A 25,434-nucleotide genomic window follows, 5' to 3' on the forward strand; every position below is an offset into this window, starting at 1 on the left:
AAAAACTACTCACTAAAATACTACATTCCAGTTCTGATAGCCTCTACAGGATCTAACTTTGATGCGGAAATTGCAGGAATTATACCAGACAATAACCCTATTCCAGATGAGAGGGCAAATCCTATAAACATATTCCAGAAGGATAAGACAAATTCAAAATCATCACCAACCACTTTATTCATAATCATCGCTGAAGACCACACAAACAATAATCCAATCAATCCACCAACAATAGCTAAGATTATTGCTTCAAATAAAAACTGAAATAATATAAAACGATTTTTAGCTCCTAAAGATTTTTGAATTCCAATAAGGTTAGTACGTTCTTTTACACTCACAAACATAATATTTGCAATACCAAAGCCACCTACTAAAAGTGAGAACCCACTAATAACCCAACCAACAAGGTTGAGTGTACCTATAATAGCATCAACAAAAGATACTAAACCCGATAATTTATTTACAAAAAAGTTATCGTCTTCATCTGCCTTTAGGCCTCTGTAAGCTCTATATTTTTGTTTCAAAACACTTTCAAAAGCACCAATATCTACTCCTTCTTTTGGTTTTATAACCACTGCTCCTGGCAACCCTTCTACACCTCCATTTCTAAATTGCCTTACAAAATTTGCAGGCACAAAACCCTTTACATCTGGTGAGTCTCCTAAACCAGAACCATATTTTTCTAACACACCAATAACCGTAAGTTTTCTACCATAAACTCTAACAACTTTACCTATAGGATTACTTTTGTCAAACAAATTTTCAGCGAGTTCGTAACCCAAAACAATTACAGCCGAACCAGTATCCGACTCTAACTCTGAGTAAAACCGACCTTTTTCAATTTTTAAATTATCTATAGTGTAGATGCCATGAGAAATTGGAGTAATTTCTATGTTAGTAAGTGTTTCTGCCTGATAGCGTATTGTTTCTCTACCACCAAAAATCACGTAAGCAGATTCTTCAATATCTGGAACGTTACGTCTTACAAATTCGTAATCATCATATTCTGTTTGCGGAAAATTGTCGCGTTTCCATCTCGGAACGTCTGTAGGACCAAAAGAATATTTGGTAAGATACATTGTGTTTTTGTCTAATCCAGATAGGTTTTCTTTAATATTTCTATCTAAAGAATCTACAGCAGCCAAAACCGCAATGATTGAAAAGATACCAACCGTAACTCCTAAAAGCGACAAAAATGTACGTAACTTATTATTCCTAAGGGCATTTAGCGCAAACGAAAAGCTCTCTTTGAATACTCTTAAATAGACAAGCATGTGTTGGTTGTTTTAAAACAATTTAAAGATAGGACGTTTTCAACAATTTATTGTTACAAAAAACTTAAAGAAACTAATATAAGCCCTAAGATTATACTATTGTTTATTTTATTTTTGCAGCATCAAAATCACAACACAACATTATGAGCAACAAAACCATATCCTCAGCGCTAATTTCGGTATTTAGTAAAGACGGATTAGAACCAATCGTAAAAAAATTAAACGACCTTAACGTTACCATTTATTCAACAGGTGGAACAGAAAAATTTATTAAAGATTTAGGCATTAATGTCGTACCTGTAGAAGACGTTACATCTTACCCATCAATCTTAGGTGGAAGAGTTAAAACTTTGCATCCAAAAGTTTTTGGAGGCATTTTAAATCGTCAAAATCATGAAGGTGATGTAGCAGAACTTGCTGAGTTTGAAATTCCGCAAATAGATTTGGTTATCGTTGACTTATATCCTTTTGAGAAAACGGTAGCATCTGGTGCTAGCAACCAAGATATTATTGAAAAAATTGATATTGGAGGTATTTCACTTATTAGAGCTGCTGCTAAAAACTATGCAGATGTTACCTGTGTATCTTCTGTAGATGATTATGCGGAATTTTTAGAATTACTTGAATCTAAAAATGGAGAAACTTCTGAAGAAGACCGTAAGCGTTTTGCTGCAAAGGCTTTTAATGTATCTTCTCACTACGATTCTGCTATTTTTAATTATTTCAATAAAGATGAAGAAGAAACCGTTTTAAAGATTAGTGAGACTAAAGGAAAAGTATTGCGTTATGGCGAAAACCCTCACCAAAAAGGATTCTTCTTTGGTGATTTTGATGCCATGTTCACAAAACTTCATGGTAAAGAACTAAGCTACAACAACCTTCTAGATGTTGATGCTGCTGTAAATCTTATTTTAGAATTTAAAGGTGAAGATCCAACTTTTGCTATTTTAAAGCATAATAATGCTTGTGGTTTTGCACAAAGAGACACCATTCACCAAGCGTATGTAGATGCGTTAGCTGGAGATCCTGTTTCTGCTTTTGGTGGTATTTTAATCTCAAATACAGAGATTGATAAAGCGACAGCAGAAGAAATTCACAAGTTATTCTGTGAGGTTGTTATTGCACCTTCATTTAGTGATGATGCTTTAGAGATTTTAAAAGGAAAGAAAAACAGAATTCTTTTAATCTTAAATGATGTTGAACTATCTGAAAAAACAGTTAGAACTTGTTTAAATGGTGTTTTAGTTCAAGATAAAGACAACAAAACTGATGGTTTAGAAGACTTAAAAACAGCTACAACAAAAGCACCTACTGATGCTGAAAAAGAAGATTTAATTTTTGCTTCAAAACTTTGTAAGCATACAAAATCTAACACTATTGTTCTAGCTAAAAACAAGCAACTTTTAGCAAGCGGAACAGGACAAACAAGTCGTGTAGATGCACTAAACCAAGCTATTCACAAAGCAAAATCTTTCAATTTTGATTTAGAAGGAGCTGTTATGGCAAGTGATGCGTTTTTCCCTTTTCCTGATTGTGTTGAGATTGCAGATAATGCAGGTATTACAGCTGTGATTCAACCTGGTGGCTCTATAAAAGACGAATTAAGCATCAATTATTGTAACGAAAATAATGTTGCTATGGTCTTTACAGGAACACGTCATTTTAAGCATTAAAAAATATATTGAGTTAAAACATCTATAAAGGCAGAAATAACGTATAATTTATTACATTTACGCATAGTCATAAACTTATGACAAGAATAACCCGAATAATATTATAAACGCATATGGGATTTTTTGATTTCCTAACGGAAGAAATAGCCATAGATCTAGGAACCGCAAACACACTAATTATACACAACGACAAAGTTGTTGTAGATAACCCATCTATAGTAGCAAGAGACCGTATTAGTAATAAAATAATTGCTGTTGGTAAAGAAGCCAACATGATGCAAGGTAAAACACACGAGAACATTAAAACGATTAGACCTCTAAAAGATGGTGTAATTGCAGATTTTGATGCCTCTGAGCAAATGATAAGTATGTTTATAAAAAACATACCTGCGCTAAAGAAAAAGTTTTTTAATCCTGCATTACGTATGGTTGTTTGTATTCCTTCTGGTATTACTGAAGTTGAAATGCGAGCAGTAAAAGAATCTTGTGAGCGTGTTAATGGTAAAGAGGTTTACCTTATCCATGAGCCAATGGCTGCAGCTATTGGTATTGGCGTAGATATTATGCAACCAAAAGGTAATATGATTGTAGATATAGGTGGTGGTACTACTGAAATTGCAGTTATAGCACTTGGAGGTATTGTTTGTGACAAATCTGTTAAAGTTGCTGGTGATGTATTTACCAACGACATTATCTATTACATGCGTACACAACACAACTTGTATGTTGGTGATAGAACTGCCGAAAAGATAAAAATTCAAATTGGTGCTGCTACTGAAGATTTAGAATTACCTCCTGAAGACATGAGTGTTCAAGGACGTGATTTATTAACCGGTAAGCCTAAACAGGTTCAGATTTCGTATAGAGAAATCGCTAAAGCATTAGATAAATCTATCTTAAGAATCGAGGATTCTGTAATGGAAACCTTATCTCAAACTCCACCAGAATTAGCTGCAGACATATACAACACAGGTATTTATCTTGCTGGTGGTGGATCTATGTTACGTGGATTAGACAAACGTCTGTCTCAAAAAACAGATTTACCTGTTTATATTGCTGAAGATCCTTTGAGAGCCGTAGTAAGAGGTACAGGAATTGTACTGAAAAACTTACCAAAATTCAAAAGCGTATTGATAAAATAAAAGAGAAATAAATGCAACAAATCTTCAATTTTGTTATTAGAAACAAAACCTTTCTGTTGTTTTTATTTCTCTTTAGTATTGGCTTAGCACTTACCATACAATCGCACTCATACCACAGAAGTAAATTTATAAATTCTGCAAACGCCTTGTCTGGTGGTGTTTATGGCACCGTAAATTCTATTGATAAATATTTTGATTTAGAAAAGGAAAATGAAATTCTTGCAGAAGAGAACAAACGTTTAAAAGAACAACTTTTTAATTCTGTAAATTCAGAAAACAATGCTGTTATAGACACTACAATCTCTAGAGAAAACTACAGAATAACAACTGCAGATGTCTATAAAAACAGTTACTCTTCAACCAATAATTTTATTACCATTAACAAAGGTAAAAACGATAGCGTAAAGCAAGATTTTGGAGTTGTAACATCAAAAGGTATTATTGGTATCATTGATAACACCTCAAAAAATTATGCTACTGTACTTTCTATTTTAAGTAAAAAAAGTAGAATAAATGCTAAACTAAAGAACTCTAACCACATTGGCTCTTTAACCTGGAATGGCAAGACACCTGAGTTTGTTCAACTCATAGATGTCTCAAAATTTGCTCCTGTAAAAGTTGGAGATACCATTGTTACAGGTGGACAATCTTCTATTTTCCCTCAAGGAATTAACATAGGTAAGATTGAAAGTTTTGAAACAGACATTAGTGGAGACACCTACACTATACAAGTAAAATTGTTTAACGATATGACGAATATTGGAACAATATACATACTTGAAAACCGAGACAGAAACGAAATTTTAAAATTACAAAACACCAGTAATGAATAGTATTCTCGGAGCAAATAGTGTTCGTTTTATTGTATTGCTTTTGGTGCAAGTTATCATTTGTAGTCATATAAATTTTTTAGGCTACATTAATCCGTACATCTATATCATTTTTATCTTCCTGTTTCCAATCAGAGAAGATCGACTCATATTGCTTATTACAAGTTTTTTATTAGGTATGCTAGTCGATGTCTTCTTAGATTCCGGAGGTGTACATGCAGCTGCTTCTGTTTTTTTAGCCTATGCCAGACCTGTATTTTTAAAAACATCATTTGGAATGCTCTATGAGCACCAAAGCATAAAATTTAGCAATACAGAGTTAGGTAGCTTAATCACGTATATCACTCTTGGTACTTTAACACATCATCTCATATTATTTTCGCTTGAAGTTTTTAACATTTCCAGCACACTTTTAATCTTGAAAAAAACGTTATTCTCTAGTATTTTTACTATAATACTTTGTATCCTGATTATTATTCTTTTTAGTCGAAACAAAAAATGAGAAAACTTTTACTCTTAACCACTGTTATACTTGTTGGTCTTGTTTTTATAGCACGCTTGTTCTATCTACAGGTCTATGGTGGATATGAATACGATATTTTTGAAGATACCGCAATTAAAAAAGAGTTTACCTACCCTAAAAGAGGTTATGTTTACGACAGAAATGGCAAACTACTTGTGGCCAACCAACCTTCTTACGATGTTATGGTTATTCCAAGAGAAGTTGAACCAATGACTCCTGAAGATCTTACAGAGTTTTGCAATCTTTTAAAAATCACAAAAGAAGAATACAACAAAAAGTTAGAACGCGCCAAAAACTATTCACCAAGATTACCATCTCCTTTTGTTCCGCAGTTATCAAAATCAGATTATGCTGTTCTTCAGGAAAAAATGCGAAAGTATGCTGGCTTCTATATTCAAAAACGTTCTTTAAGATCTTATCAAACCACTATTGGAGCCAATGTTTTAGGAGATATTGGAGAAGTAAATCGTAGTATAATTGAAAAACAACCTTATTACAAGTTAGGAGATTTAATTGGTAAGCAAGGTGTTGAGCAATCTTATGAAGAAATTCTGCGTGGCACTAAGGGTATAAAATTTATTCAAAAAGATAGGTTTAACAAAAGTATAGGACCTTTTAAAGAAGGTAGATTTGACACACTACCTGTACCTGGAAAAGATATCACAATAACTATCGATTCTGATTTGCAAGCTTACGGAGAACTTTTAATGCAGCACAAACGTGGTGGCATCGTTGCTATAGAACCTAACAGTGGTGAAATATTAGCTATGGTTACAGGACCAAGCTACAATCCAAATATTTTAGTCGGCAGAAACCGATCTAAGAACTATACAAAGCTTCATTATGACAGCATAGCCAAACCCTTATTTGACAGAGGTCTCTTGGCGCAATATCCTCCTGGCTCACCATTTAAAGTTATAAATGCATTAATAGGTCTGCAAGAAGGAGTCGTAGATGAGCATGATACTTTTAGCTGTAGAATGGGCTATTACTATGGAAGCAGACGTCTTACTGGCTGTCACCACCATAGAAGTCCTGTGGATATGAATATGGGAATTGCACAATCCTGTAATGCGTATTTTGTAAATGTTTACAGACGTATAATTGATAAATACAAAGATGCTGGCGATGGTATGAATATTTGGGCTAACCATGCCAAAAGTTTTGGACTTGGCGATTTTTTAAACAACGATTTATCAGTTGGTCGTCCTGGTCGTATTCCAAATGGTGATTATTACGACAGAGCCTATGGTGATAATCGTTGGGGTTCTACATACAACGTTTCTAATGCAATTGGGCAAGGAGAAGTTGAGGCCACACCAATTCAGCTAGCAAATATGGCTGCTGCTATAGGAAATCGAGGTTATTATTACACACCTCATATCATTAAAAATATTGAAGGCGATACAATTCCCTCAAATTTTACCACACCAAAATACACCTCTATCGATAGAAAACATTTTGAACCTGTCATAGAAGGCATGTTTGATGTGTACAACGATGGTACTGCAAAATCCCTAAGAGTGGAAGGCATTGAAATTTGTGGTAAAACAGGTACAGCAGAAAACTTTGCAATAGTTAATGGTAAAAAAACACAACTTACCGACCATTCTATTTTTGTAGCCTTTGCACCAAAAGACAACCCTAAAATTGCCATAGCTGTTTTTGTTGAAAACGGATATTGGGGAAGTCGATTTGCTGGTAGAATGGCAAGCTTAATGATAGAAAAATACATAAAAGGCAGTATTACAAGAACAGATCTAGAAAATTGGATTTTAACACATAGCCTCGAAGATGAATATGCCAAACCAATATCTGACGAGCCTTTTAAAATTAATGGTGAAACTACACTTCAGGTTATAGATAATTATGCTATTAAGCTTGAAGATCAAGAGACCTTAAAACAGTAATTAATGCTTAGAGAAAATCAAAGACGTTTTAAGTTCGATTGGGTTACCATTATCCTTTTTCTTTTATTAGTAGGATTTGGATATGTTAATATCCTATCTGCTTCTCATGATGGTGAGGTAACAAGCTACCTCAACATGACCGAATTATACGGAAAACAACTTGTTTTTATTGGGTTAACCTTTGTAATTATCATTCTCATCTTATCTCTAGAAGCCAAGTTTTATGAACGCTTTTCGAGTATTATATATTTGGCTGCCATACTCTTACTGGTTGGTCTATTTATTTTTGGAAAGGATGTAAATGGCGCACGTTCATGGTACGGCATAGGAAGTATGACTATTCAACCCAGTGAGTTTGCCAAGTTTGCAACAGCTCTAGCAGTAGCAAAATACATTAGTGATTTGCAAACCAACATGAAAACACTCAAAGATCAGATACGTGTTGCTGCAATCATATTCATTCCTGCTTTATTGATTCTTTTACAAAATGATGCCGGAAGTACAATTGTTTACACTGCGTTTTTCTTTGTTTTTTATAGAGAAGGTCTACAGCAAATTTATTTAATTGTAGCCTTATCACTCATTGTTTTAGCTGTAATTTCTTTAAAGTTTGGCATTATAGCCACAACTATAGTTGCGGCAGTAGCTCTGACAATTCGTTATCTTGTGAGAAAGAAGAAGCGAGCTTCAAAACTTCAATATGTACTGGTATTATTTTTAGCTATAGGATATGGTTACGGAGTAAAAGCTTTTTATAAACACGGCTTACAAATACATCAGCAAAATAGAATAAGCCTTTGGTTGCGTTTAGAAAAAGATCCTGCTAAACTCGAAAGAATGAGAAAGTCTGAAGCTTATAATCTTATTCAATCAGAAGAAGCTATAAGCTCTGGAGGACTAACAGGCAAAGGATTTTTACAAGGCACAAGAACAACCGGAAAATTTGTTCCAGAACAAGAAACAGATTATATTTTTAGTACTGTTGGTGAAGAATGGGGATTTGCAGGAAGCAGTATTGTCGTTTTCTTATTTGTCTTTTTAATTATTAGAATCTTGTATTTAGCCGAAGCTCAAAAATCACAATTTAGCCGCGTGTATGGCTATGGTGTAGCTTCTATTCTTTTTATTCATTTTACTATTAATATTGGTATGGTAATGGGCTTAATACCTACAGTTGGTATTCCTCTACCCTTTTTTAGTTATGGTGGCTCAGGACTTTGGGGCTTTACCATTTTACTATTCATTTTTGTGAAGTTGGATAGCAACAAAATAAATGAGTGGTAAAAAAGAAAAGACCACTTTAACAGTAGTCTTTCTTTTCGTTTTTATTTAAAATTTGAATTAATTCAAACTTGCTAAACTTGCTTTAATCGTTTCAATCTTAGCTAAAGCATCTGCTTCTTTTTTCTTTTCTGAAGCTACAACTTGCTCTGGCGCATTGTTTACAAAACGCTCGTTAGACAACTTCTTTTGAACCGATTTTAAGAACCCTTCAGTATAATTCAATTCTTCAGTTAGTTTTTTAACCTCAGCTTCTACATCTATACTTCCTTCCATTGGAATAAAGTATTCGTTAGATTTTACTCTAAAAGTTAAAGCACCATCTACAGGTTCGTTTACATAATCAAAGCTACTTAGATTACCCATTTTTGCAATAACCTCATCGAACGAAGGTTCTGCTTTTTCGTTATTCACTACTGAGAACCCAATAGCATCCTTAAATGCAATATTCTTTTGTTTTCTAATGTTTCTGATTCCAGAAATCACTTCAGATGTAAAATCGAATTGGGCAATTAACGCTTCATTCGCCTCTTTTTGAGCTGGCCATTTTGCTATGATTAAGGCTTCTTCTGGTGTACGCGATTTCATAGTTTGCCAAATCTCTTCAGTAATAAATGGCATAAATGGATGCATGATTTTTAAGTTGTCTTCAAATAATGCAATTAACTTATTATATGTTATCGCATCAATTGGCTCACCATAAGCTGGCTTTACAATCTCTAACAACCATCCACAGAAATCATCAAAAATTAATTTGTAAATAGCCATTAATGCATCACTAAGACGGTATTTACTAAAATGATCTTCAATCTCTACTAATGCTTTTTGAAATTTAGCCTCGTACCACTCTAGACCAATTTTACTCGATTGTGGTTGCTCTATTTTATCAGATACTTCCCAAAGTGTGGTTAAATAAAAAGCACTCCAAACTTTATTACCTAATCCTTTACCTTGTTGACATAAAGCTTCATCAAACAACAAATCATTACCTGCTGCAGAACTCAATAACAAGCCTACTCTTACTCCATCTGCACCATATTCTTCAATAAGCTTTAAGGCGTCTGGAGAATTACCAAGCGACTTAGACATTTTTCGTCTTTGCTTATCTCTTACTAATCCGGTTAGATAAACATTTTCAAATGGTCTTTGGTCTTTGTACTCATAACCAGCAATAATCATACGTGCTACCCAAAAGAACAGAATGTCTGGACCTGTTACCAAATCATTGGTTGGGTAGTAATATTTTATTTCTTCGTTTTCAGGATTTCGTATTCCATCAAAAACACTCATTGGCCATAGCCAAGATGAAAACCATGTATCTAGTGCGTCAGTTTCTTGCTTTAAGTCTGAAGCTTGAAGCTCTGAATTAGATGTTTTTTCTTGAGCTAGTTTTACAGCGTCTTCAATAGTTTCTGCTACAACAAAATCTTCCTTTCCATCACCATAATAATACGCAGGAATTTGTTGTCCCCAAAGTAACTGACGCGAAATGTTCCAGTCTCTGATGTTTTCCATCCAGTGACGGTATGTATTTTCAAATTTCTTTGGAAATAATTTCACATCACCATTTGTAAGTACAGCATCTAAAGCTGGTTTAGCCAAATCTTCCATTTTTAAGAACCATTGGTCGCTTAAACGTGGCTCTATAATCGCTTTTGTACGCTCCGAGATACCAACTCTGTTGTTGTAATCTTCAATCTTTTCGATTTGACCTAAAGATTCTAATTCCTTAACAATAGCTTTACGAACAGCAAAACGATCTTGCCCTTCGTAATGCATACCATAGCTATTCAGTGTAGCATCTTCGTTAAAGATATCTATTACTTCTAAGTTATGCTTATCACCTAAAACTTTATCATTCTCATCGTGTGCTGGTGTTACTTTTAAACAACCAGTACCAAACTCTACATCTACATAATCGTCTTCAATTATTGGGATAACTCGATTGCAAATTGGCACAATTACCTTTTTACCTTTTAAGTTTTGATGTCTTGAATCTTCTGGATTGATACAAATTGCCGAGTCTCCTAAAATAGTTTCAGGTCGTGTTGTTGCAATCGTTAAGGTATCATCAGAACCTTCTATTTTATAGTTTACATAGTAAAGTTTTCCTTGCTTTTCAACATATTCTACCTCTTCGTCAGACAGTGTTGTTTTAGCCTCAGGATCCCAGTTTACCATTCTGTAACCACGATAAATTAAGCCTTTTTTGTATAAATCTACAAATACCTTTATGACAGCTTCAGACATGTCGTCATCCATTGTAAACTTGGTTCTGTCCCAATCGCAAGAACATCCTAATTTCTTTAGTTGCTCTAAGATAACTCCTCCATATTCGTGCGTCCAATCCCAAGCATGTTTTAGAAATTCGTCCCGTGTTAAATCATTTTTATCTATGCCTTCAGCTTTTAACTTGGCAACAACTTTAGCTTCCGTTGCAATAGATGCATGGTCTGTACCAGGAACCCAACATGCATTTTTTCCTAATAAACGTGCACGACGAATTAATACATCTTGAATAGTATTATTCAGCATGTGTCCCATATGTAAAATTCCTGTAACGTTTGGTGGTGGAATTACAATGGTATAAGGCTCTCTTTCATCTGGTGTAGAATGAAAATAATTGTGTTGCATCCAGTAGTCGTACCACTTATTTTCTACTGAAGTTGCATTATATTTTGATGGGATTTCCATATTTTGGTATCGTTTTTGCTAAGTAACTTACAAAAGTACTTATATTTCTTTTTTTGAAAAATTATTAGATAGTTAATGTGCATATAATGCCTTAAATTCTGTTAAATCGCATGTATTACGTCTAATTAATTTTGATGGGAATTAAAAAGTAAGTAGTTTTGGTAGTATCAATTTAAAAAAATTAAATGATGAAAAATTTAATAGCAATTCTATTTGTAGGCTTAATAAGTTTAGGCTCATTTGCTCAAGAGAAAAAGGTAGCTAAAATAGAATTTAAAACCACAGTTATTGATTACGGAACTATAGAAAAAGGTTCTAATGGTGTAAGAACATTTGAATTTACAAATACAGGAAATGCACCTTTAGTAATTTCTAACGTTAAATCTACTTGTGGATGTACAGTACCTAAAAAACCAAAAGATCCAATTATGCCTGGCGAAACTGGTGAAATAGAAGTAAAGTATGACACTAAGAGAGTTAATCCTATTAGAAAAACTATTACTGTTTTCTCTAATGCTGAAACTCCTACAGTAGCTCTAAAGATTAAAGGATTAGTTATAGATCCTGATAAAACTAGCGTTTTAGACAAGAAAGAAAAAAGCATGATTGAGCAATAAAACTCAATTATTATAATAAACTAGTGAGCTCTCAATCTGAGGGCTCATTTTTTTTAAAGGCATTATCTAACTTAAACCTATACGTTTTTGCCTCTCCATAACGCTCTATTTTGAGCTTAATAGGTCTGCCTGTTTTACCATGCAATATTTCATTGATCTCGTTAAGTTTTAAATCATAGACTTCTTTTCCGTTTATACTCAATAATATGTCACCTACTCTCAATCCTGAAGCGTAAGCATTAGACGATTTACGCAATTCTACTATACTATACATTGGTTTTAGTAGCATTCTATGATTAAAGGAGAGGTCAATTTTCACGGAATTCATTTGATCATTCAAACTATAACCATCGGTTTTGGGTACTTTAATCTGTTCTTTTACAAACATGGTTCCGTTATGCTCTAAAACTATTCCGCTATTATTATATGTGAAAGGCTTTTTGAAATAATGGTTCTTTTTAAAATACAATTTCTCGTTAATGTAATCTATATACAAATTAAAACGCTTCAAAATATCTCCACCTACACTACCATCTCTTTCTTTGTAAATTCTATTTGTATCTACAGAAACCGAGTCTGGATAAGCAACGTTAACATTTTCTAGATTAAAATCATTTAGTTGAAACCCACTAACTTTAGATCTTTTTCCATAAACTGAACCACTTAATCCTTTGCCTAAGTAATCTCTAAAGAAAAGTGAATCATTAGGTGTTATACCCTCAATTTTGTTTTCAAACAACCACAATGCGTCACTACTACCTGTATCTATAAGTAGCTTTACGTCTCTAGAACCTGACTCTAATACAATTTTAGCACCTAAGTAGGGTTTATTTTTATGAATTTCTAATGGAATTGATTGCCATCGCTTTGATTTCTTTGGTTTAAAAGATTCTGGCTTGTGCAATCTTATAAACTTAGAACTGTAATTAATCTCAACAATAAAGTCTTTAAAAACATCATACCCAATAATACCATGCACAACAACACCTAGACGTGGTGTAAAATTTATATCTGCATCAAAAACAACATATAAATCCTGATTGGTACCAACTACATCTCCTACCTTAAATTTGTTATAACTAGATTTTAAAGCTTCAATTTTTCCATCAGCTCCCAAACCATGCAAATAAAAGGTTTTTGTGTTTCTTAAATCGAGAGAATCATTAGCCGTTAAATTGAATAAAATAGGCTTACTAACACCTGTATCTAAAACAAAAGACAATTCCACACCATTAATTTCTATTGGAATTATGATAAGATTGGCAGCAAACTCAAAATCAATTTTATCACTTACGTTATCTTTCAAAAAAAACTGACCTTGAGCAACAACAAACCAACTATTAAAGCATAAAAAGAGCAAAATTATATGTGTATAAAGCCTTTTCAAGATTAATTAGATTTTACTGAATTTACAAATCTTTATTCAACTTTACATTTTCAATGTTAATTTTTGTAGAAATTTTAAGAAATTCAAAATGAAGAGTCTTTACTACATTCTTTAGAGAAACGAGATAAAAATATTTACACAATACTTCAATAACAGTTTAGTCTAAACCAAATTTTGTGTTTTTTGAGTATAAAATTTAGCGTTTTACAGAAGAATTTTCGGAACTTTGCGCTTTAAATTTTTTACCATGCCTAAAATTTCTGAAAAAGGTATTAATATGCCAGAGTCACCTATTAGAAAATTGGTGCCTTATGCTGAAGAAGCTCACAAACAAGGAAAAACTGTATACTACCTAAACATAGGACAACCAGATATAAAAACACCTACAGTAGCATTAGATGCTGTAAAAGTTCACTCGTTAGACATCCTTGCCTATTCGAGATCAGAAGGATCTGAAGAATACAGAAAAAAAATAGCAAAATACTACTTACACAATAATATTGAAGTAGAACATAACGACATCATTGTTACCACAGGTGGTAGTGAGGCTTTGCTTTTTGCTTTCGGTAGTATTATGGATGAGGATGATGAGATTATTATTCCTGAGCCTTTTTATGCCAACTACAACGGTTTCTCTACTGCATCAAGTGTTAAAGTTGTTCCTGTAATTTCTAAAATTGAAGATAACTTTGCCTTGCCTGCAATAGAAGAGTTTGAAAAACTAATTACGCCTAAGACCAAGGCCATTTTAATTTGTAACCCAGGAAATCCTACTGGTTATTTATACTCTAAAGAAGAAATCAATAAACTTGCTGCTATTGTTAAGAAACACGATTTATTCTTAATTGCTGATGAAGTATACAGAGAGTTTGTATACGATGGCATAGAGCATTATTCTATATTACAAGAACCAGGCTTAGAAGAGCATGCAATAGTTATAGATTCTGTATCTAAGCGTTATAGTATGTGTGGTGCTCGTATTGGTTATTTAGTTTCTAAAAACAAAGAGGTTATAAAAACGGCATTAAAGTTTGCCCAAGCAAGACTAAGTCCACCAACCTTAGCACAGATTGCCAGTGAAGCTGCCTTACAAACTCCGCAAAGCTATTTTGATGATGTTAAAGAAGAATATGTAAAGCGTAGAAACACTTTAATTGAAGGCTTAGAAAACATTCCTGGTGTAAAGGTTGCTAAACCTAACGGAGCTTTTTATTGTATAGCAGAATTACCCGTAAAAAACTCTGATGATTTTGCACGTTGGCTATTAGAGTCTTTTGATTATGAAAATAGCACTATCATGGTAGCGCCTGCAGCTGGCTTCTACTCTACTCCTGGTGTGGGTCGTAACCAAATAAGGATTGCGTATGTACTTAACGAAGATAGTCTTAGAATAGCTGTTAAAATATTAGAGGAAGCCCTAAAAGTATATAAAGACTAATATGGTTATAGAGCACAATGTTTCATTACAACCTTTTAATACTTTTGGCTTAGATGCCAAAGCAAAATCGTATTGCAATATTACTAATGAAGCAGCTCTAATTGAGGTTTTAAAAACCCAAAGCAACCAACCAATATTTATTCTTGGTGGCGGAAGCAATATGCTCCTCACAAAAGATATAGAAGCGCTAGTGCTTCATATAAACCTTAAAGGCATTGAAGTAGTCAATGAAACTGATGACACTGTTTTTGTTAAAGCTATGGCTGGCGAAAACTGGCATCAGTTTGTCCTTTGGTGCATAGAGCACAATTATGGTGGTATTGAAAACCTATCTTTAATTCCTGGTAATGTTGGAACATCTCCTATTCAAAATATAGGAGCCTATGGTGTAGAATTAAAAGATGTTTTTGAAAGTTGCGAAGCTATTAACGTTAATACTCAAGACACAAGAACTTTTACAAAAGAAGATTGCAAATTTGGGTATAGAGAATCTGTTTTTAAACAAGATTTAAAAGGCGAATACATCATTACAAGTGTTACATTTAAGCTTAGCAAACAAAACCATAGTCTACATACAGATTATGGTGCTATTAAGCAACAGCTACAAACATCTAGCATTGAAAACCCAACAATAAAAGATGTGTCTAATGCTGTAATAGCAATACGACAAAGTAAATTACCAGCCCCAAAAGAAATAGGCAATAGCGGAAGTTTCTTTAAAAATCCTGTGATTACTTCAGATCAGTTTAAAACATTACAATCTAACTTTCCGGAGGTACCTTCGTACAAAGTTTCGGATACTTTGGTTAAGGTTCCTGCTGGATGGCTTATAGAACAGGCTGGCTTTAAAGGCAAACGTTTTAAAGATTATGGTGTACACAAAAAACAAGCCTTAGTGCTAGTAAATTATGGCAATGCTAACGGCAACGACATTTATGATTTGGCACTCTTAATTCAAAAAACAATAAAACGAATTTTTAATATTTCTATAGAGACAGAAGTAAACATTATATAAAAGCAAAAGTCGTAATGAGGGTTACGACTTTTGAATGTAGAATAATCTTTTAAAAATGCTATTAACCAATCTCTCTGAAAAAAATGATTATTCTAACTTTATATTGTTAAATACTTATTTACGGTATTTAATTATATTTACGATTACAAATCCATTTTGGATGTTTTAAAAATCTAAAAACCAAGATTTTAACATTTTGAGCGTTACACCAACCGAACAAAAAATAATCGATTTACTAGGCAAAGGCGACAAGCGTGCGTTAAATCTGTTATACGAAAACTATTCTAACAGCCTTTATGGTGTAATTTTAAAAGTAACCATAAACGAAGAAATTGCTCAAGACGCCTTGCAGGAGACCTTTATAAAAGTTTGGAAAAACGCCCATAAATACGACCCTTCAAAGGCAAAGCTATTTACGTGGTTGTTTAGAATTGCACGAAACACAGCTATAGACAAATTAAGAAGTTTTAATAATAGATATCAGAAAGAAGTCCAAATCGATACTTCTAACGTATATATCTTACCATCAAGTAATTTAAACCAAGACGTCTTGGATATTAAAGAGCATGTTGGACGACTCGAAGAAAAGTACCAAATTGTGTTAGACGCCTTATTTTTTCAAGGCATGACACAACAAGAAGCTAGTGATGAATTAGACATTCCTCTTGGTACCATAAAATCGAGATTAAAAATAGGATTACGTGAACTCAAAAAAGTTTACGACCCAGAATAAAAGAATTATGGAAACAAAATTACATACCTTTTTAAATTCTGACTTACTAAACAAATACTTAGTAGGTGAAACTTCCTATGAAGAAACTAAGGAAGTAGAATTTTTTATTAGTAATTATCCTGAAGCTGCCGAAGCTTATGAAAAACTTCAGAATAATTTAGAGATTATTGCTAAGGCTGGTGCTGTAGATGTTCCTAAAAACATTTTAGGAAACATTCTAGATGCCTTAGAAGATACTAATGACACTAAAGTGATACAATTAGTACAGCACAAAAAGACTCCATGGTACAGTATTGCTGCAACAGCAGCTGCAGTTTTATTTGCTGTATCTTCATTTTTCTTGTATCAAAAAAACAAGAATCTTTTAGATGAAAACAATGTAGTTATTGATGAGATTTACGACTTAAGAAGTGACATAGAAAAAAACAACAATATGTTATCTGAGTTATCTTCTGAATTAGACAAGTTAAACAATCCTGATGCAAGAAAATACATTATAAGCGGTAACGAAAGAGCTAAAGATCTTAAAACTGTAGCATATATAAATCCGGTAGACAAAACATCTATGATAGATGTTATTAAGTTACCTGAGCTACCAGAAGATCAGCATTACCAAATATGGGCAGAACTACAAGACAGAATGGTAAATATTGGCATATTAGATAAGTCTGACCGCAAGATGAAACAAATTCCTTACATGGAAGATGCCTTAGCATTGAGTATTAAAATTGGTAAGGACGGAGAAGAAACCAATGAAAACAATACCGAAGTTGCTGAAATCTCATTAAAAGAGAAATAAGATTTACAAGAAACTAAAAAAGAGGCGCAAAATTGCGCCTCTTTTTTTTTGATTAAAATTAATAGCGTCTAAAATAACCAGCTACCAAATCATATAATTTAAAGCTTATAAATTTTATTATAAAGCCTTATCTTTGCACAAAACATACAAGTAAAATGAAATTATTACTTCTCACATTAGGAATGTTAGCTTTGGCTGTTGCAGGTATTGCAATAAAAATCTGGGCAAAAAAAGATGGTAAATTTGCAGGTACTTGTGCTAGTCAAAACCCAATGCTAAACAAAGAAGGTGAAGCCTGTGGTTTTTGCGGAAAAACACCAGATCAATTTCAAGATTGTAGCGAACCTCAACACTCTTAAATTTTAATGAGCTTTACCTCTATACTATTTATAGTATTCTTGGTTATAGTTGGCATACAGCTTATTTATTATTTAGCTTTTCTCTTTTCTTTTTCAATCCAACGCGAAGAAACTAAACCGAAAAAGCACATACCGCTTTCTATAATTATTTGTGCCAAAAACGAGGCTAACAATTTAGAAAAAAACCTCCCTTATATTCTTAAACAAGAATACAGTAATTTTGAAGTTGTGCTGGTTAATGACAGTTCGTCTGACGAAACGCTTGAAGTTATGGCGCAATTCAAAGCCAGCAATAGTAACATCAAAATAGTAGATGTAAAATCTAACGAAACATTTTGGGGAAATAAAAAATATGCACTTACATTAGGCATAAAAGCGTCTAGCCATGATTTTTTAGTTTTTACTGATGCCGATTGCAAACCAAACTCTAACGATTGGCTTGCCGAAGTAAGTAGTAAATTTTCTAATCAAAAAGCTATTGTGCTGGGTTACGGAGCTTATTCTAAAAAGAAATACTCCTTGCTTAACGCTCTTATAAGATTTGAAACTATTACAACAGCATTACAATACTTTGCATATGCCAAATTAGGAATCCCATACATGGGAGTTGGCAGAAACATGGCTTACAGAAGAGAACTATTCTTTAACAACAATGGGTTTAATAGTCATATGGCTATAAAATCTGGAGATGATGACTTGTTTATTAATGAAGTTGCCAATGCCAAGAATACAGACATTATTGTTACAAAGGAAAGCTTTACCATTTCTGAACCTAAAAACTCATTTAAAGATTGGGTATTACAAAAACGACGACATGTAAGTACTGCCAAATTTTATAAAAGTAAGCACAAGTTTTTATTGGGCTTATTTTATATATCGCAACTATTATTCTGGATTTTAGGAATTACTCTTGTAGTGCTAAGTTTTAAAATTCAGTGGATCTTGGCTGTCATTGCGCTTCGTTTTACAATTCAGTTATTGTGCTTTGGTCTTACCGCAAAAAAACTAGACGACGTTAATCTTGTGTTTTTAGCACCTATTCTAGAAATATTTTTAGTTAGCTCGCAATTAAGTATCTTTATTGCTAATCTTATATCTACACCTAAACATTGGAAATAACAGACGCAATTTATAGAGCTAAACAAAATGATCAGATTGCGTTTAATTTTCTTCTTGATACATTTTGGAATGATGTGTATTCTTTTCAGCTTATGCGTACTCAAAACGAAAATGATGCTGAAGACATAACCATCCAAACTTTTTCTAAAGCTTTTGATAAAATAGATACTTATGATGAAAATTATAAGTTTAAAACCTGGCTTATTACCATTTCAAAAAACATACATATAGATCTGGTAAGAAAACAAAAAAAATCTATACAAAACACCTCAAAGGACAACGAAGATATCTATTTAGATATTGTAGATGACTCACCTACTCCTGAAGATAAGATTATTACTGAGCAAAATCTTGCAAAGCTATTAAGAGACATAAAAAAGCTAAAACCACATTACCAGCAGGTTATTAACTTAAGGTATTTTCAAGAATTGAGTTATAAGGAAATTTCGGAAGAACTTAATGAACCCATTAATAATGTTAAGGTAAAACTTCTACGTGCTAAAAAACTTCTTGCTGCGATTATTACTAAAGCATAAAAAAAAGCATCCTTAAATAAGGACGCTTTTGGCTTATATTTTTAGCTGAGAACAACTGTAACTATTATGCAGTAACCACTTCTTGCAAAATATTCTTTAGCGTTTCTGCTGTTATAGGTTTTACAACATAATTAGATATGCTCTCGTACTTTTTAGCACGTTGTAAATCTGCTGGATCAATAGATGAACTTACAATGTATATCGTAACTTCTTTATGAGATTCTATCTGAATAAATTCATCTAGAAACTGCCATCCATCCATTATTGGCATGTTAATATCCAACAAAATAACTTCAGGAATTTTTTCTCCTGTAAGCATAATTGGTTTTAAATTGTTGATGGCTTCCTGCCCATTATTAAAGACCATAAAAGAGTGGCAAAAGTTTGCAAGCTCCATCATTCTTTTAGCCCCAAAAATAAAGATTGGATCATCATCAATTATACAGGCTACATCAATTTTTTTCATCTTTCATTAAATGTATATAAAAGGTCGTCCCCTCATTAACCTTACTTTCAACTTCTATTTTTCCGCCTAAGGCTTCTACTTGATTTTTGGTTATAAACAAACCTAAACCTCGAGAATCCTTATGATTATGGAATGTTTTGTACATTCCAAACAACTTGTTTCCGTGTTTTTTTAGATCTATACCTAGACCATAATCTTTAATGGCTAAGATAATAAAATCATCTTTTACTTGAGTCTTTAATTCTATTTTAGCTGACTCATCTGCCTTTTTATATTTGATAGCATTGGTTAAGAAATTTAATATTATACTATCTAAATAAGCAGGTATTCCTTTAACGTATAAATCTTTATCAATATCTACACAAATTTTGGTTTTAGACTCTAAAACCAATGCAGATATACTACCAGAAACACTATTATATTTTTCTAATAAGTTAATAGGCTCTACTTTAAGATTTCGTTCAATATTTATTGCTGCAACTTCATTAAGATTCACTACCGTTTCGCCAAGTTGCCTTACAGCTTCTTCTACTAACGGAAAAATTTCATTATTAGTAGCATCAGGAATATCCATCCTAAAAAGGTCTAATAACATCCCTAAGTTACTATAATGCGATCTTAGGTTATGAGACACAATATGTGCAAAATTTAAAAGACGCTTATTCTGGTTTTCTGTGGTTTCTAATAGTTGTATTACTTTTTTATTGCTTCGCTTTATATCTGATAAATCGTGGATTTGAGCAACAAAGTGTAATGGATTGCCATTATCGTCTTTAATTATAGAAGATGATAATTTGGCCCAGATAACATCTCCTTCTTTACTGAGATATCGTTTTTCTGCTTCATACGAATCTATATTACCATGAACCATATCTTTTAGAGCATCCTTACCTACTTCTACATCTTCAGGATGAGTAATATCTAAAAATGTAAGACTCTTTAATTCTTCTTTACTATACCCAAGAATTCTACAAAGACTTTTGTTTACATGAATCCAACTGCCATCTAAATCAAGTATAGCCATACCGACTAAAGCATTTTCAAAAGACTTTCTTAGTTGTGTTTCTTTTTGGGCTAGTGTTATAGAATTTTTAGTTTTCTTATCAATGTCTTGAAATAAGCCTTGTACTTTAACACACACATTATTCTCTAGCACTGGTGTACCAATAGCCCTTATCCACTTTTCTTTTCCTGTGGCTGTAACAATTTGAAGTTCTTCATCAAACTCCTCATGCTTTTCTAAACAGTCATTAAATAATTGCGTAATCGTATCTCTGCTATAGCCACTTTTGTAAAACAAAATACCAGATTCTACACTTGGCTCGTAGTCTAACGGAACTTCATGAATTTTTTTTGTTTCAGAGCTCCATTCTAAAGATAAAGTCTGGGTATCAAATTCCCAGATACCAATAGAGGCATGTCGTTGAATAAAATCTAAATAAGAAAATTCTTTTTTAATTGTATTCGAAGTTTTAAATGCGTACAAAATAAATAGGTTAAGTAATATTGGGACACAAATATAATCATTTTTTTCAAAAAAATAGAACAAAGTGACAAAAATGACGACAAAACGATTTAAAAAGAAAGTTAATACTTACAAATTGATTTTTAGAAAAAACACACAAATATCTAATACAATAGATAAAAACGCCAAAAAAAACACTACAAAAAAACCTAATTACCAGACAAATAACGATAATATTTTGGTCAAAACAGAATGGTATAAAACTTACATTTTTGAAAAAAATTGCAAAAATCAGACTAAGAAAATATTACAAAGATTTGCATCAAAAAAAGCAGAAAAAACTAAAAAATAAGAGGCAAAACATACTGAAACATAAAAATTAGCAAGAGCACAGAGATAAAATTTAATATCACGCCTACCCTTGCCATTTGGTGCACTTTCACAAAACCACTTGCAAAAACGATAGCATTTGGTGGAGTTGCCATTGGTAACATAAACGCACAACTACTTGCCATAGTAACAGGTATAAGCAAATACAATATTGGCACTTCTAAACCAATAGCAATACCAGCAACAACTGGTGCTAATACAGCTGTAAGCGCGACATTACTCATCAATTCTGTCATAAACAACATTAAAAAGATAAGTAAAGAAGCCGTGAATAAAACGCTTATTTCACTTTTAGAAATGGTTTCTGCAACAATATCTACAATACCACTTGCAGACATGCCTTTTGCCAAAGCCAATCCTCCACCAAATAAAATTAAAATTCCCCAAGCTAACTTTTGGGTGTCTTTCCACTCTAAAATAAACTCGCCTTTATTAAACTTATGAGGCACTACAAATAACGCTAAAGCACCTAAAATGCTAATCATAGTATCTGTAAGACCTAATTGCGGAAACACACCATTAATGACTGTTCTAAAAATCCACAACGACACTATCACTGCAAACGTAACTAGCACTTGCCTTTCTTTAGATGAAATTTTACCAAGCTTATTTAACTCTTCAACAATTACAGTTTTTGAAGCACTAAACTTTAAACCTTTGTTTGGAAATAGCTTAATAAGAACAACATAAATTATAGCAATTAAAATAACGGAAAAAGGAAGACCAACCATCAGCCAATTCAAAAAGGAAATTTCCATATTATATTCGTTTTCTAACAAACCTATTAGAATAGAATTTGGTGGTGTGCCTATTATTGTTGCTATGCCACCAGCATTAGCAGAAAACGCAATACCTAGCATTACACTAAGTGCAAAATTTTGATCTTGTTTTGTAAAACCATCTGTGTCATTTATGAGCAAGTTTATTACAGACATAGCTATAGGAAGCATTACAACTGCACTTGCAGTATTACTAATCCACATGCTCATAAAAGCCGTGGCAATCATAAAACCCAGAATAACTTTATTAGGTGTTGTGCCAGTAAACTTTATGATATTTAGAGCTATCCTTTTATGAAGGTTTACCTTTTCTAAAGCAAGAGCCAAAACAAAACCACCAAAAAAGAGAAACACTATAGGACTTCCGTAATTAGCACCTACCTCATCCATTGGCATCACTTTAAATAAAGGAAATAAAAACAAAGGCAATAATGCTGTTACCGAAATAGAAACCGCTTCTGTAATCCACCAAATAACCATCCAAAGAGCTATAGCAATAACGGTATCTGCTTTCTCTGAAATTAAGTTAAACTGAAAAATCTGAAGAAGGATAAAAAGTAAAGGACCTATAATTAATCCCAAACGTTTTGATAATGGATAATTGCTCATAATTAATTAAAATTAGAACTATAATACGAAATCTTAAAAAAATAACGTTTATCGAATATGAAGAAAGTAATACTCCTATTATTTATTGCAGGTTTAATTTTTGTTGCTTTTCAGTTTAAACCTGTAGAAAAAACTTACGATACCGTAAAAGCTATTATTGAAACACCAAACTTAATCAACGAAGATAGCTTAACCATAAAATCTAGAGTCAACATACCTGAAGGTTATAAACGTGTTGAATATCCAAAAGGCAGTTTTCAAGAATATCTTAGAAACTACAAGTTAAAAGCTTTTGGCAGCAAAATTATAAACTACGATAACACAGAGTATTTTTGGCAACGAGGACACATTGGTATTCTAGAAGTTCCAGTACCAAAAAATGGCTTGCAACAATGCGCAGATGCCCTTATTAGAATACGAAGCGAATATCTCTGGGATAACAACAGAAAGGATGAAATTGGTTTTAATTTTACATCTGGTCATTATTGCTCCTGGAAAAAATATGCAGAAGGTTATAGACCCAAAATTAGTGGCAGTAAAGTTTCTTTTCACAAAACAGCAAGCACTAATCACAGTAAAGAGAATTTTTATAAATACCTAAACCTCATATATACCTATTCTGGGACGTTATCTCTTTATAATGAACTAAAATCCATAAAATCTAAAGATTTAAAAATTGGCGATATGCTTATAAAAGGAGGTAGTCCAGGACATATAGTTATGCTATGCGATGAAGTTGTAAATGACAAAGGCGAAAAATTATTTCTTCTATTTCAAGGCAATACACCTGCACAAAGTGTTCACCTCGTTAAAAACTTAACCGATTCTTCTATTTCTCCATGGTATAAATTAGAAGATGATGCTATTACACCTGTTTCCAATTACACTTTTAGTAGTGCGAAATTTGTTAGATTTAAATAAGTATTGTCATTCCTGCGAAGGCAGGAATCTTCTTCATATTAATAATTCAATGTTGTATTTTTGCCAAAACTAAATGGATTCCCATTTTCATGGGAAATAATATGAGCAAAGCACTTACAAAACAAGAATTACACAACCTAGCAATGAATCATGTTGGTAAAGATTTAGAATCTAGAGGTTTTGAATTTGTTGCCATCAATAGCAAGCTAAAAAAGCATCCACAATTTGTTTGTATAGACAAAAACAGTCAATACTACTTTGTAATTGTACGAGCAGTTATTTTACCCGAAAACCCAAATAATTACGATGTAGTCTGGATGGAAACATTCAAAAAACATGCTTTTGAAAAAAATGCCAAGGTTTTATATGCTGGTGTTGGGTTAGGCAATCCTGATGGCGAAAACTTACCTATCTACTTAAACGAAGAATATCTAATTGAATATAATGGCATTCAAGTCATAGAAATGAACCTCAACTAATCAAAATGAAGAAAATCTATTTTTTACTACTTATTTTCACCATATATTCATGCCAAAAAGAGCCTAAAAACATCAAAGTTTCAGGACCTGTTTTTGGTACTGGTTACAATATTCAATTTTATTCTGAAAATGGTGAAAACTATCAAAAACAGTTTGATAGCCTTTTTAATGTCATTAATCAATCTCTATCTACATACATTCCAGATTCGGATATTTCTAAAATTAATAACAATGAAGATGTTGAAGTCGATGAGCATTTCAAACGCGTTTTTAAGAAATCTAAAGAAGTATACAGATATACAGAAGGTGCATTTGATCCAACAATAGGAAATGTTGTTAACGCATGGAACTTTGGCGCAGATGCCAATAAATTTTTAACCGACAGTACAACTATAGACAGTCTTATGAAATTTGTTGGATTAAACAAAGTAGGACTAAAAAACTCTAAAATCATAAAACAAAAAACATCTTATTTAGAGTTTAATGCCATTGCTAAAGGTTATGGTGTAGATGTTATTGCAGAATTTTTAGAACATAAAAACGTTAAAAACTATTTGGTTGAAATTGGTGGAGAAATTAGAGTTAAGGGCATAAATTTTGAAAAACAATCTCCTTGGCGAGTAGGTTTGGACGAACCTCGTTTTGATGGAAAGCAATCTGTTTTTAAAGCTTTGGAGATTAAAGACGAAGCCATGGCAACCTCTGGCACATACCGAAAGTTTAAAACCGATGAAAACGGAAATCGTTATGCGCATATTATAAATACAAGAACTGGTTACCCAACAAAAACCAACATTTTGAGTGTTTCTGTAATTGCACCAGATTGTATGACCGCAGATGCATATGCTACAGCTTTTCAAGCTATGGGAATAGAAAAAGTTGAAAATGTACTCGCAAGACAATCTCACTTAAAGGCCTATTTTATTTTTGAAAACGAAAACCAAGAAATAGAAACTTTGAGTCTTAATGGTTTTCCAGAGTAGATTCAGCAAAGA

Annotated in this window: 23 protein-coding genes; 17 read left to right on the plus strand and 6 right to left on the minus strand. The window is 32.8% G+C overall.

Translation table 11 applies throughout. The annotated features are described in order from the left end of the window. Positions 1–20 precede the first annotated feature (20 nt). Entirely contained in the window at positions 21–1,274 is a 1,254-nt protein-coding gene (locus P7122_RS02125) for an ABC transporter permease (protein WP_278004122.1), read from the minus strand. Positions 1,275–1,417: 143 nt separating this feature from the next. On the opposite strand from P7122_RS02125, the gene purH reads away from it, so the two are divergent. The 6 genes from purH (at position 1,418) to rodA (ending at position 8,636) form a co-directional block, all read left to right on the plus strand. Then, entirely contained in the window at positions 1,418–2,947 is a 1,530-nt protein-coding gene (gene purH / locus P7122_RS02130; protein ID WP_278004123.1) for a bifunctional phosphoribosylaminoimidazolecarboxamide formyltransferase/IMP cyclohydrolase, read from the plus strand. A gap of 113 nt (positions 2,948–3,060) precedes the next feature. Continuing rightward, positions 3,061–4,089, plus strand: coding sequence for a rod shape-determining protein (locus P7122_RS02135; protein WP_243472821.1), 1,029 nt, complete (start codon positions 3,061–3,063; stop codon positions 4,087–4,089). 11 nt (positions 4,090–4,100) lie between these two features. Beyond that, positions 4,101–4,922 (plus strand): rod shape-determining protein MreC, encoded by an 822-nt coding sequence (gene mreC, locus P7122_RS02140; RefSeq protein ID WP_278004124.1) that lies wholly within the window; start codon positions 4,101–4,103, stop codon positions 4,920–4,922. Continuing rightward, positions 4,915–5,421 (plus strand): rod shape-determining protein MreD, encoded by a 507-nt coding sequence (locus P7122_RS02145; protein WP_278004125.1) that lies wholly within the window; start codon positions 4,915–4,917, stop codon positions 5,419–5,421. The genes mreC and P7122_RS02145 overlap by 8 nt, the downstream gene beginning before the upstream one ends. Continuing rightward, complete coding sequence (gene mrdA, locus P7122_RS02150; protein WP_278004126.1) at positions 5,418–7,352, plus strand: penicillin-binding protein 2; 1,935 nt, start codon at positions 5,418–5,420, stop codon at positions 7,350–7,352. Before P7122_RS02145 ends, mrdA begins: the two co-directional genes overlap by 4 nt. Positions 7,353–7,355: 3 nt before the next feature. Continuing rightward, positions 7,356–8,636, plus strand: coding sequence for a rod shape-determining protein RodA (rodA, locus tag P7122_RS02155; protein ID WP_278004127.1), 1,281 nt, complete (start codon positions 7,356–7,358; stop codon positions 8,634–8,636). A gap of 57 nt (positions 8,637–8,693) precedes the next feature. Here rodA and P7122_RS02160 read toward each other — a convergent pair whose 3' ends face one another. Beyond that, complete coding sequence (locus P7122_RS02160) at positions 8,694–11,327, minus strand: valine--tRNA ligase (RefSeq protein WP_278004128.1); 2,634 nt, start codon at positions 11,325–11,327, stop codon at positions 8,694–8,696. A gap of 188 nt (positions 11,328–11,515) precedes the next feature. Between P7122_RS02160 and P7122_RS02165 the strand changes: the two genes are divergently transcribed. Beyond that, the gene (locus P7122_RS02165; protein ID WP_278004350.1) at positions 11,516–11,944 is read left to right on the plus strand and encodes a DUF1573 domain-containing protein; all 429 of its coding nucleotides are present in this window, start codon (positions 11,516–11,518) and stop codon (positions 11,942–11,944) included. A 31-nt stretch (positions 11,945–11,975) separates the two neighbouring features. Here the strand turns inward: P7122_RS02165 and P7122_RS02170 are convergent, their stop codons facing one another. Further along, positions 11,976–13,250 carry a retropepsin-like aspartic protease gene (locus P7122_RS02170; protein WP_278004129.1) on the minus strand — a complete coding sequence of 425 codons (1,275 nt, stop codon included), beginning with the start codon at positions 13,248–13,250 and terminating at the stop codon, positions 11,976–11,978. Positions 13,251–13,578: 328 nt separating this feature from the next. Here P7122_RS02170 and P7122_RS02175 point away from each other — a divergent pair, with 328 nt between their 5' ends. The 7 genes from P7122_RS02175 to P7122_RS02205 all read left to right on the plus strand — a co-directional run bounded on the left by P7122_RS02175 (position 13,579) and on the right by P7122_RS02205 (position 19,330). Continuing rightward, positions 13,579–14,769, plus strand: a complete 1,191-nt coding sequence (locus P7122_RS02175) for a pyridoxal phosphate-dependent aminotransferase (RefSeq protein ID WP_278004130.1) — start codon at positions 13,579–13,581, stop codon at positions 14,767–14,769. Between the two features lies 1 nt (position 14,770). Then, on the plus strand, positions 14,771–15,784 hold the full coding sequence (gene murB, locus P7122_RS02180) for a UDP-N-acetylmuramate dehydrogenase (RefSeq protein WP_278004131.1): 1,014 nt from the start codon (positions 14,771–14,773) through the stop codon (positions 15,782–15,784). A 196-nt stretch (positions 15,785–15,980) separates the two neighbouring features. After that, positions 15,981–16,517 (plus strand): RNA polymerase sigma factor, encoded by a 537-nt coding sequence (locus P7122_RS02185; protein WP_278004132.1) that lies wholly within the window; start codon positions 15,981–15,983, stop codon positions 16,515–16,517. A 7-nt stretch (positions 16,518–16,524) separates the two neighbouring features. Next, positions 16,525–17,316 (plus strand): anti-sigma factor domain-containing protein, encoded by a 792-nt coding sequence (locus tag P7122_RS02190; protein ID WP_278004133.1) that lies wholly within the window; start codon positions 16,525–16,527, stop codon positions 17,314–17,316. 155 nt (positions 17,317–17,471) lie between these two features. Beyond that, a complete protein-coding gene (locus P7122_RS02195) occupies positions 17,472–17,675 on the plus strand; it encodes a membrane or secreted protein (RefSeq protein WP_278004134.1) in 204 nt (67 codons plus the stop codon). 6 nt (positions 17,676–17,681) lie between these two features. Beyond that, a complete protein-coding gene (locus tag P7122_RS02200) occupies positions 17,682–18,794 on the plus strand; it encodes a glycosyltransferase (RefSeq protein WP_278004135.1) in 1,113 nt (370 codons plus the stop codon). Beyond that, on the plus strand, positions 18,785–19,330 hold the full coding sequence (locus P7122_RS02205; RefSeq protein ID WP_278004136.1) for an RNA polymerase sigma factor: 546 nt from the start codon (positions 18,785–18,787) through the stop codon (positions 19,328–19,330). Before P7122_RS02200 ends, P7122_RS02205 begins: the two co-directional genes overlap by 10 nt. 64 nt (positions 19,331–19,394) lie before the next feature. On the opposite strand, the gene P7122_RS02210 is transcribed toward P7122_RS02205, so the two are convergent. The 3 genes from P7122_RS02210 to P7122_RS02220 form a co-directional block, all read right to left on the minus strand. Further along, complete coding sequence (locus P7122_RS02210) at positions 19,395–19,796, minus strand: response regulator (protein ID WP_278004137.1); 402 nt, start codon at positions 19,794–19,796, stop codon at positions 19,395–19,397. Beyond that, positions 19,783–21,282: a sensor histidine kinase gene (locus P7122_RS02215; protein ID WP_278004138.1), complete on the minus strand. Its 1,500-nt coding sequence runs from the start codon at positions 21,280–21,282 to the stop codon at positions 19,783–19,785. Before P7122_RS02215 ends, P7122_RS02210 begins: the two co-directional genes overlap by 14 nt. A 320-nt stretch (positions 21,283–21,602) precedes the next feature. Beyond that, positions 21,603–23,039 carry an SLC13 family permease gene (locus P7122_RS02220; protein WP_278004139.1) on the minus strand — a complete coding sequence of 479 codons (1,437 nt, stop codon included), beginning with the start codon at positions 23,037–23,039 and terminating at the stop codon, positions 21,603–21,605. A gap of 57 nt (positions 23,040–23,096) precedes the next feature. On the opposite strand from P7122_RS02220, the gene P7122_RS02225 reads away from it, so the two are divergent. The 3 genes from P7122_RS02225 (at position 23,097) to P7122_RS02235 (ending at position 25,422) form a co-directional block, all read left to right on the plus strand. Further along, complete coding sequence (locus P7122_RS02225; protein ID WP_278004140.1) at positions 23,097–23,960, plus strand: DUF4846 domain-containing protein; 864 nt, start codon at positions 23,097–23,099, stop codon at positions 23,958–23,960. 101 nt (positions 23,961–24,061) lie between these two features. Further along, on the plus strand, positions 24,062–24,439 hold the full coding sequence (locus P7122_RS02230) for a DUF8840 domain-containing protein (RefSeq protein ID WP_278004141.1): 378 nt from the start codon (positions 24,062–24,064) through the stop codon (positions 24,437–24,439). 5 nt (positions 24,440–24,444) lie between these two features. After that, entirely contained in the window at positions 24,445–25,422 is a 978-nt protein-coding gene (locus P7122_RS02235) for an FAD:protein FMN transferase (protein ID WP_278004142.1), read from the plus strand. Positions 25,423–25,434: the final 12 nt, after the last annotated feature.

The sequence above is a fragment of the Winogradskyella marincola genome, from assembly GCF_029624125.1.
GTDB classification, from domain to species: domain Bacteria; phylum Bacteroidota; class Bacteroidia; order Flavobacteriales; family Flavobacteriaceae; genus Winogradskyella; species Winogradskyella marincola.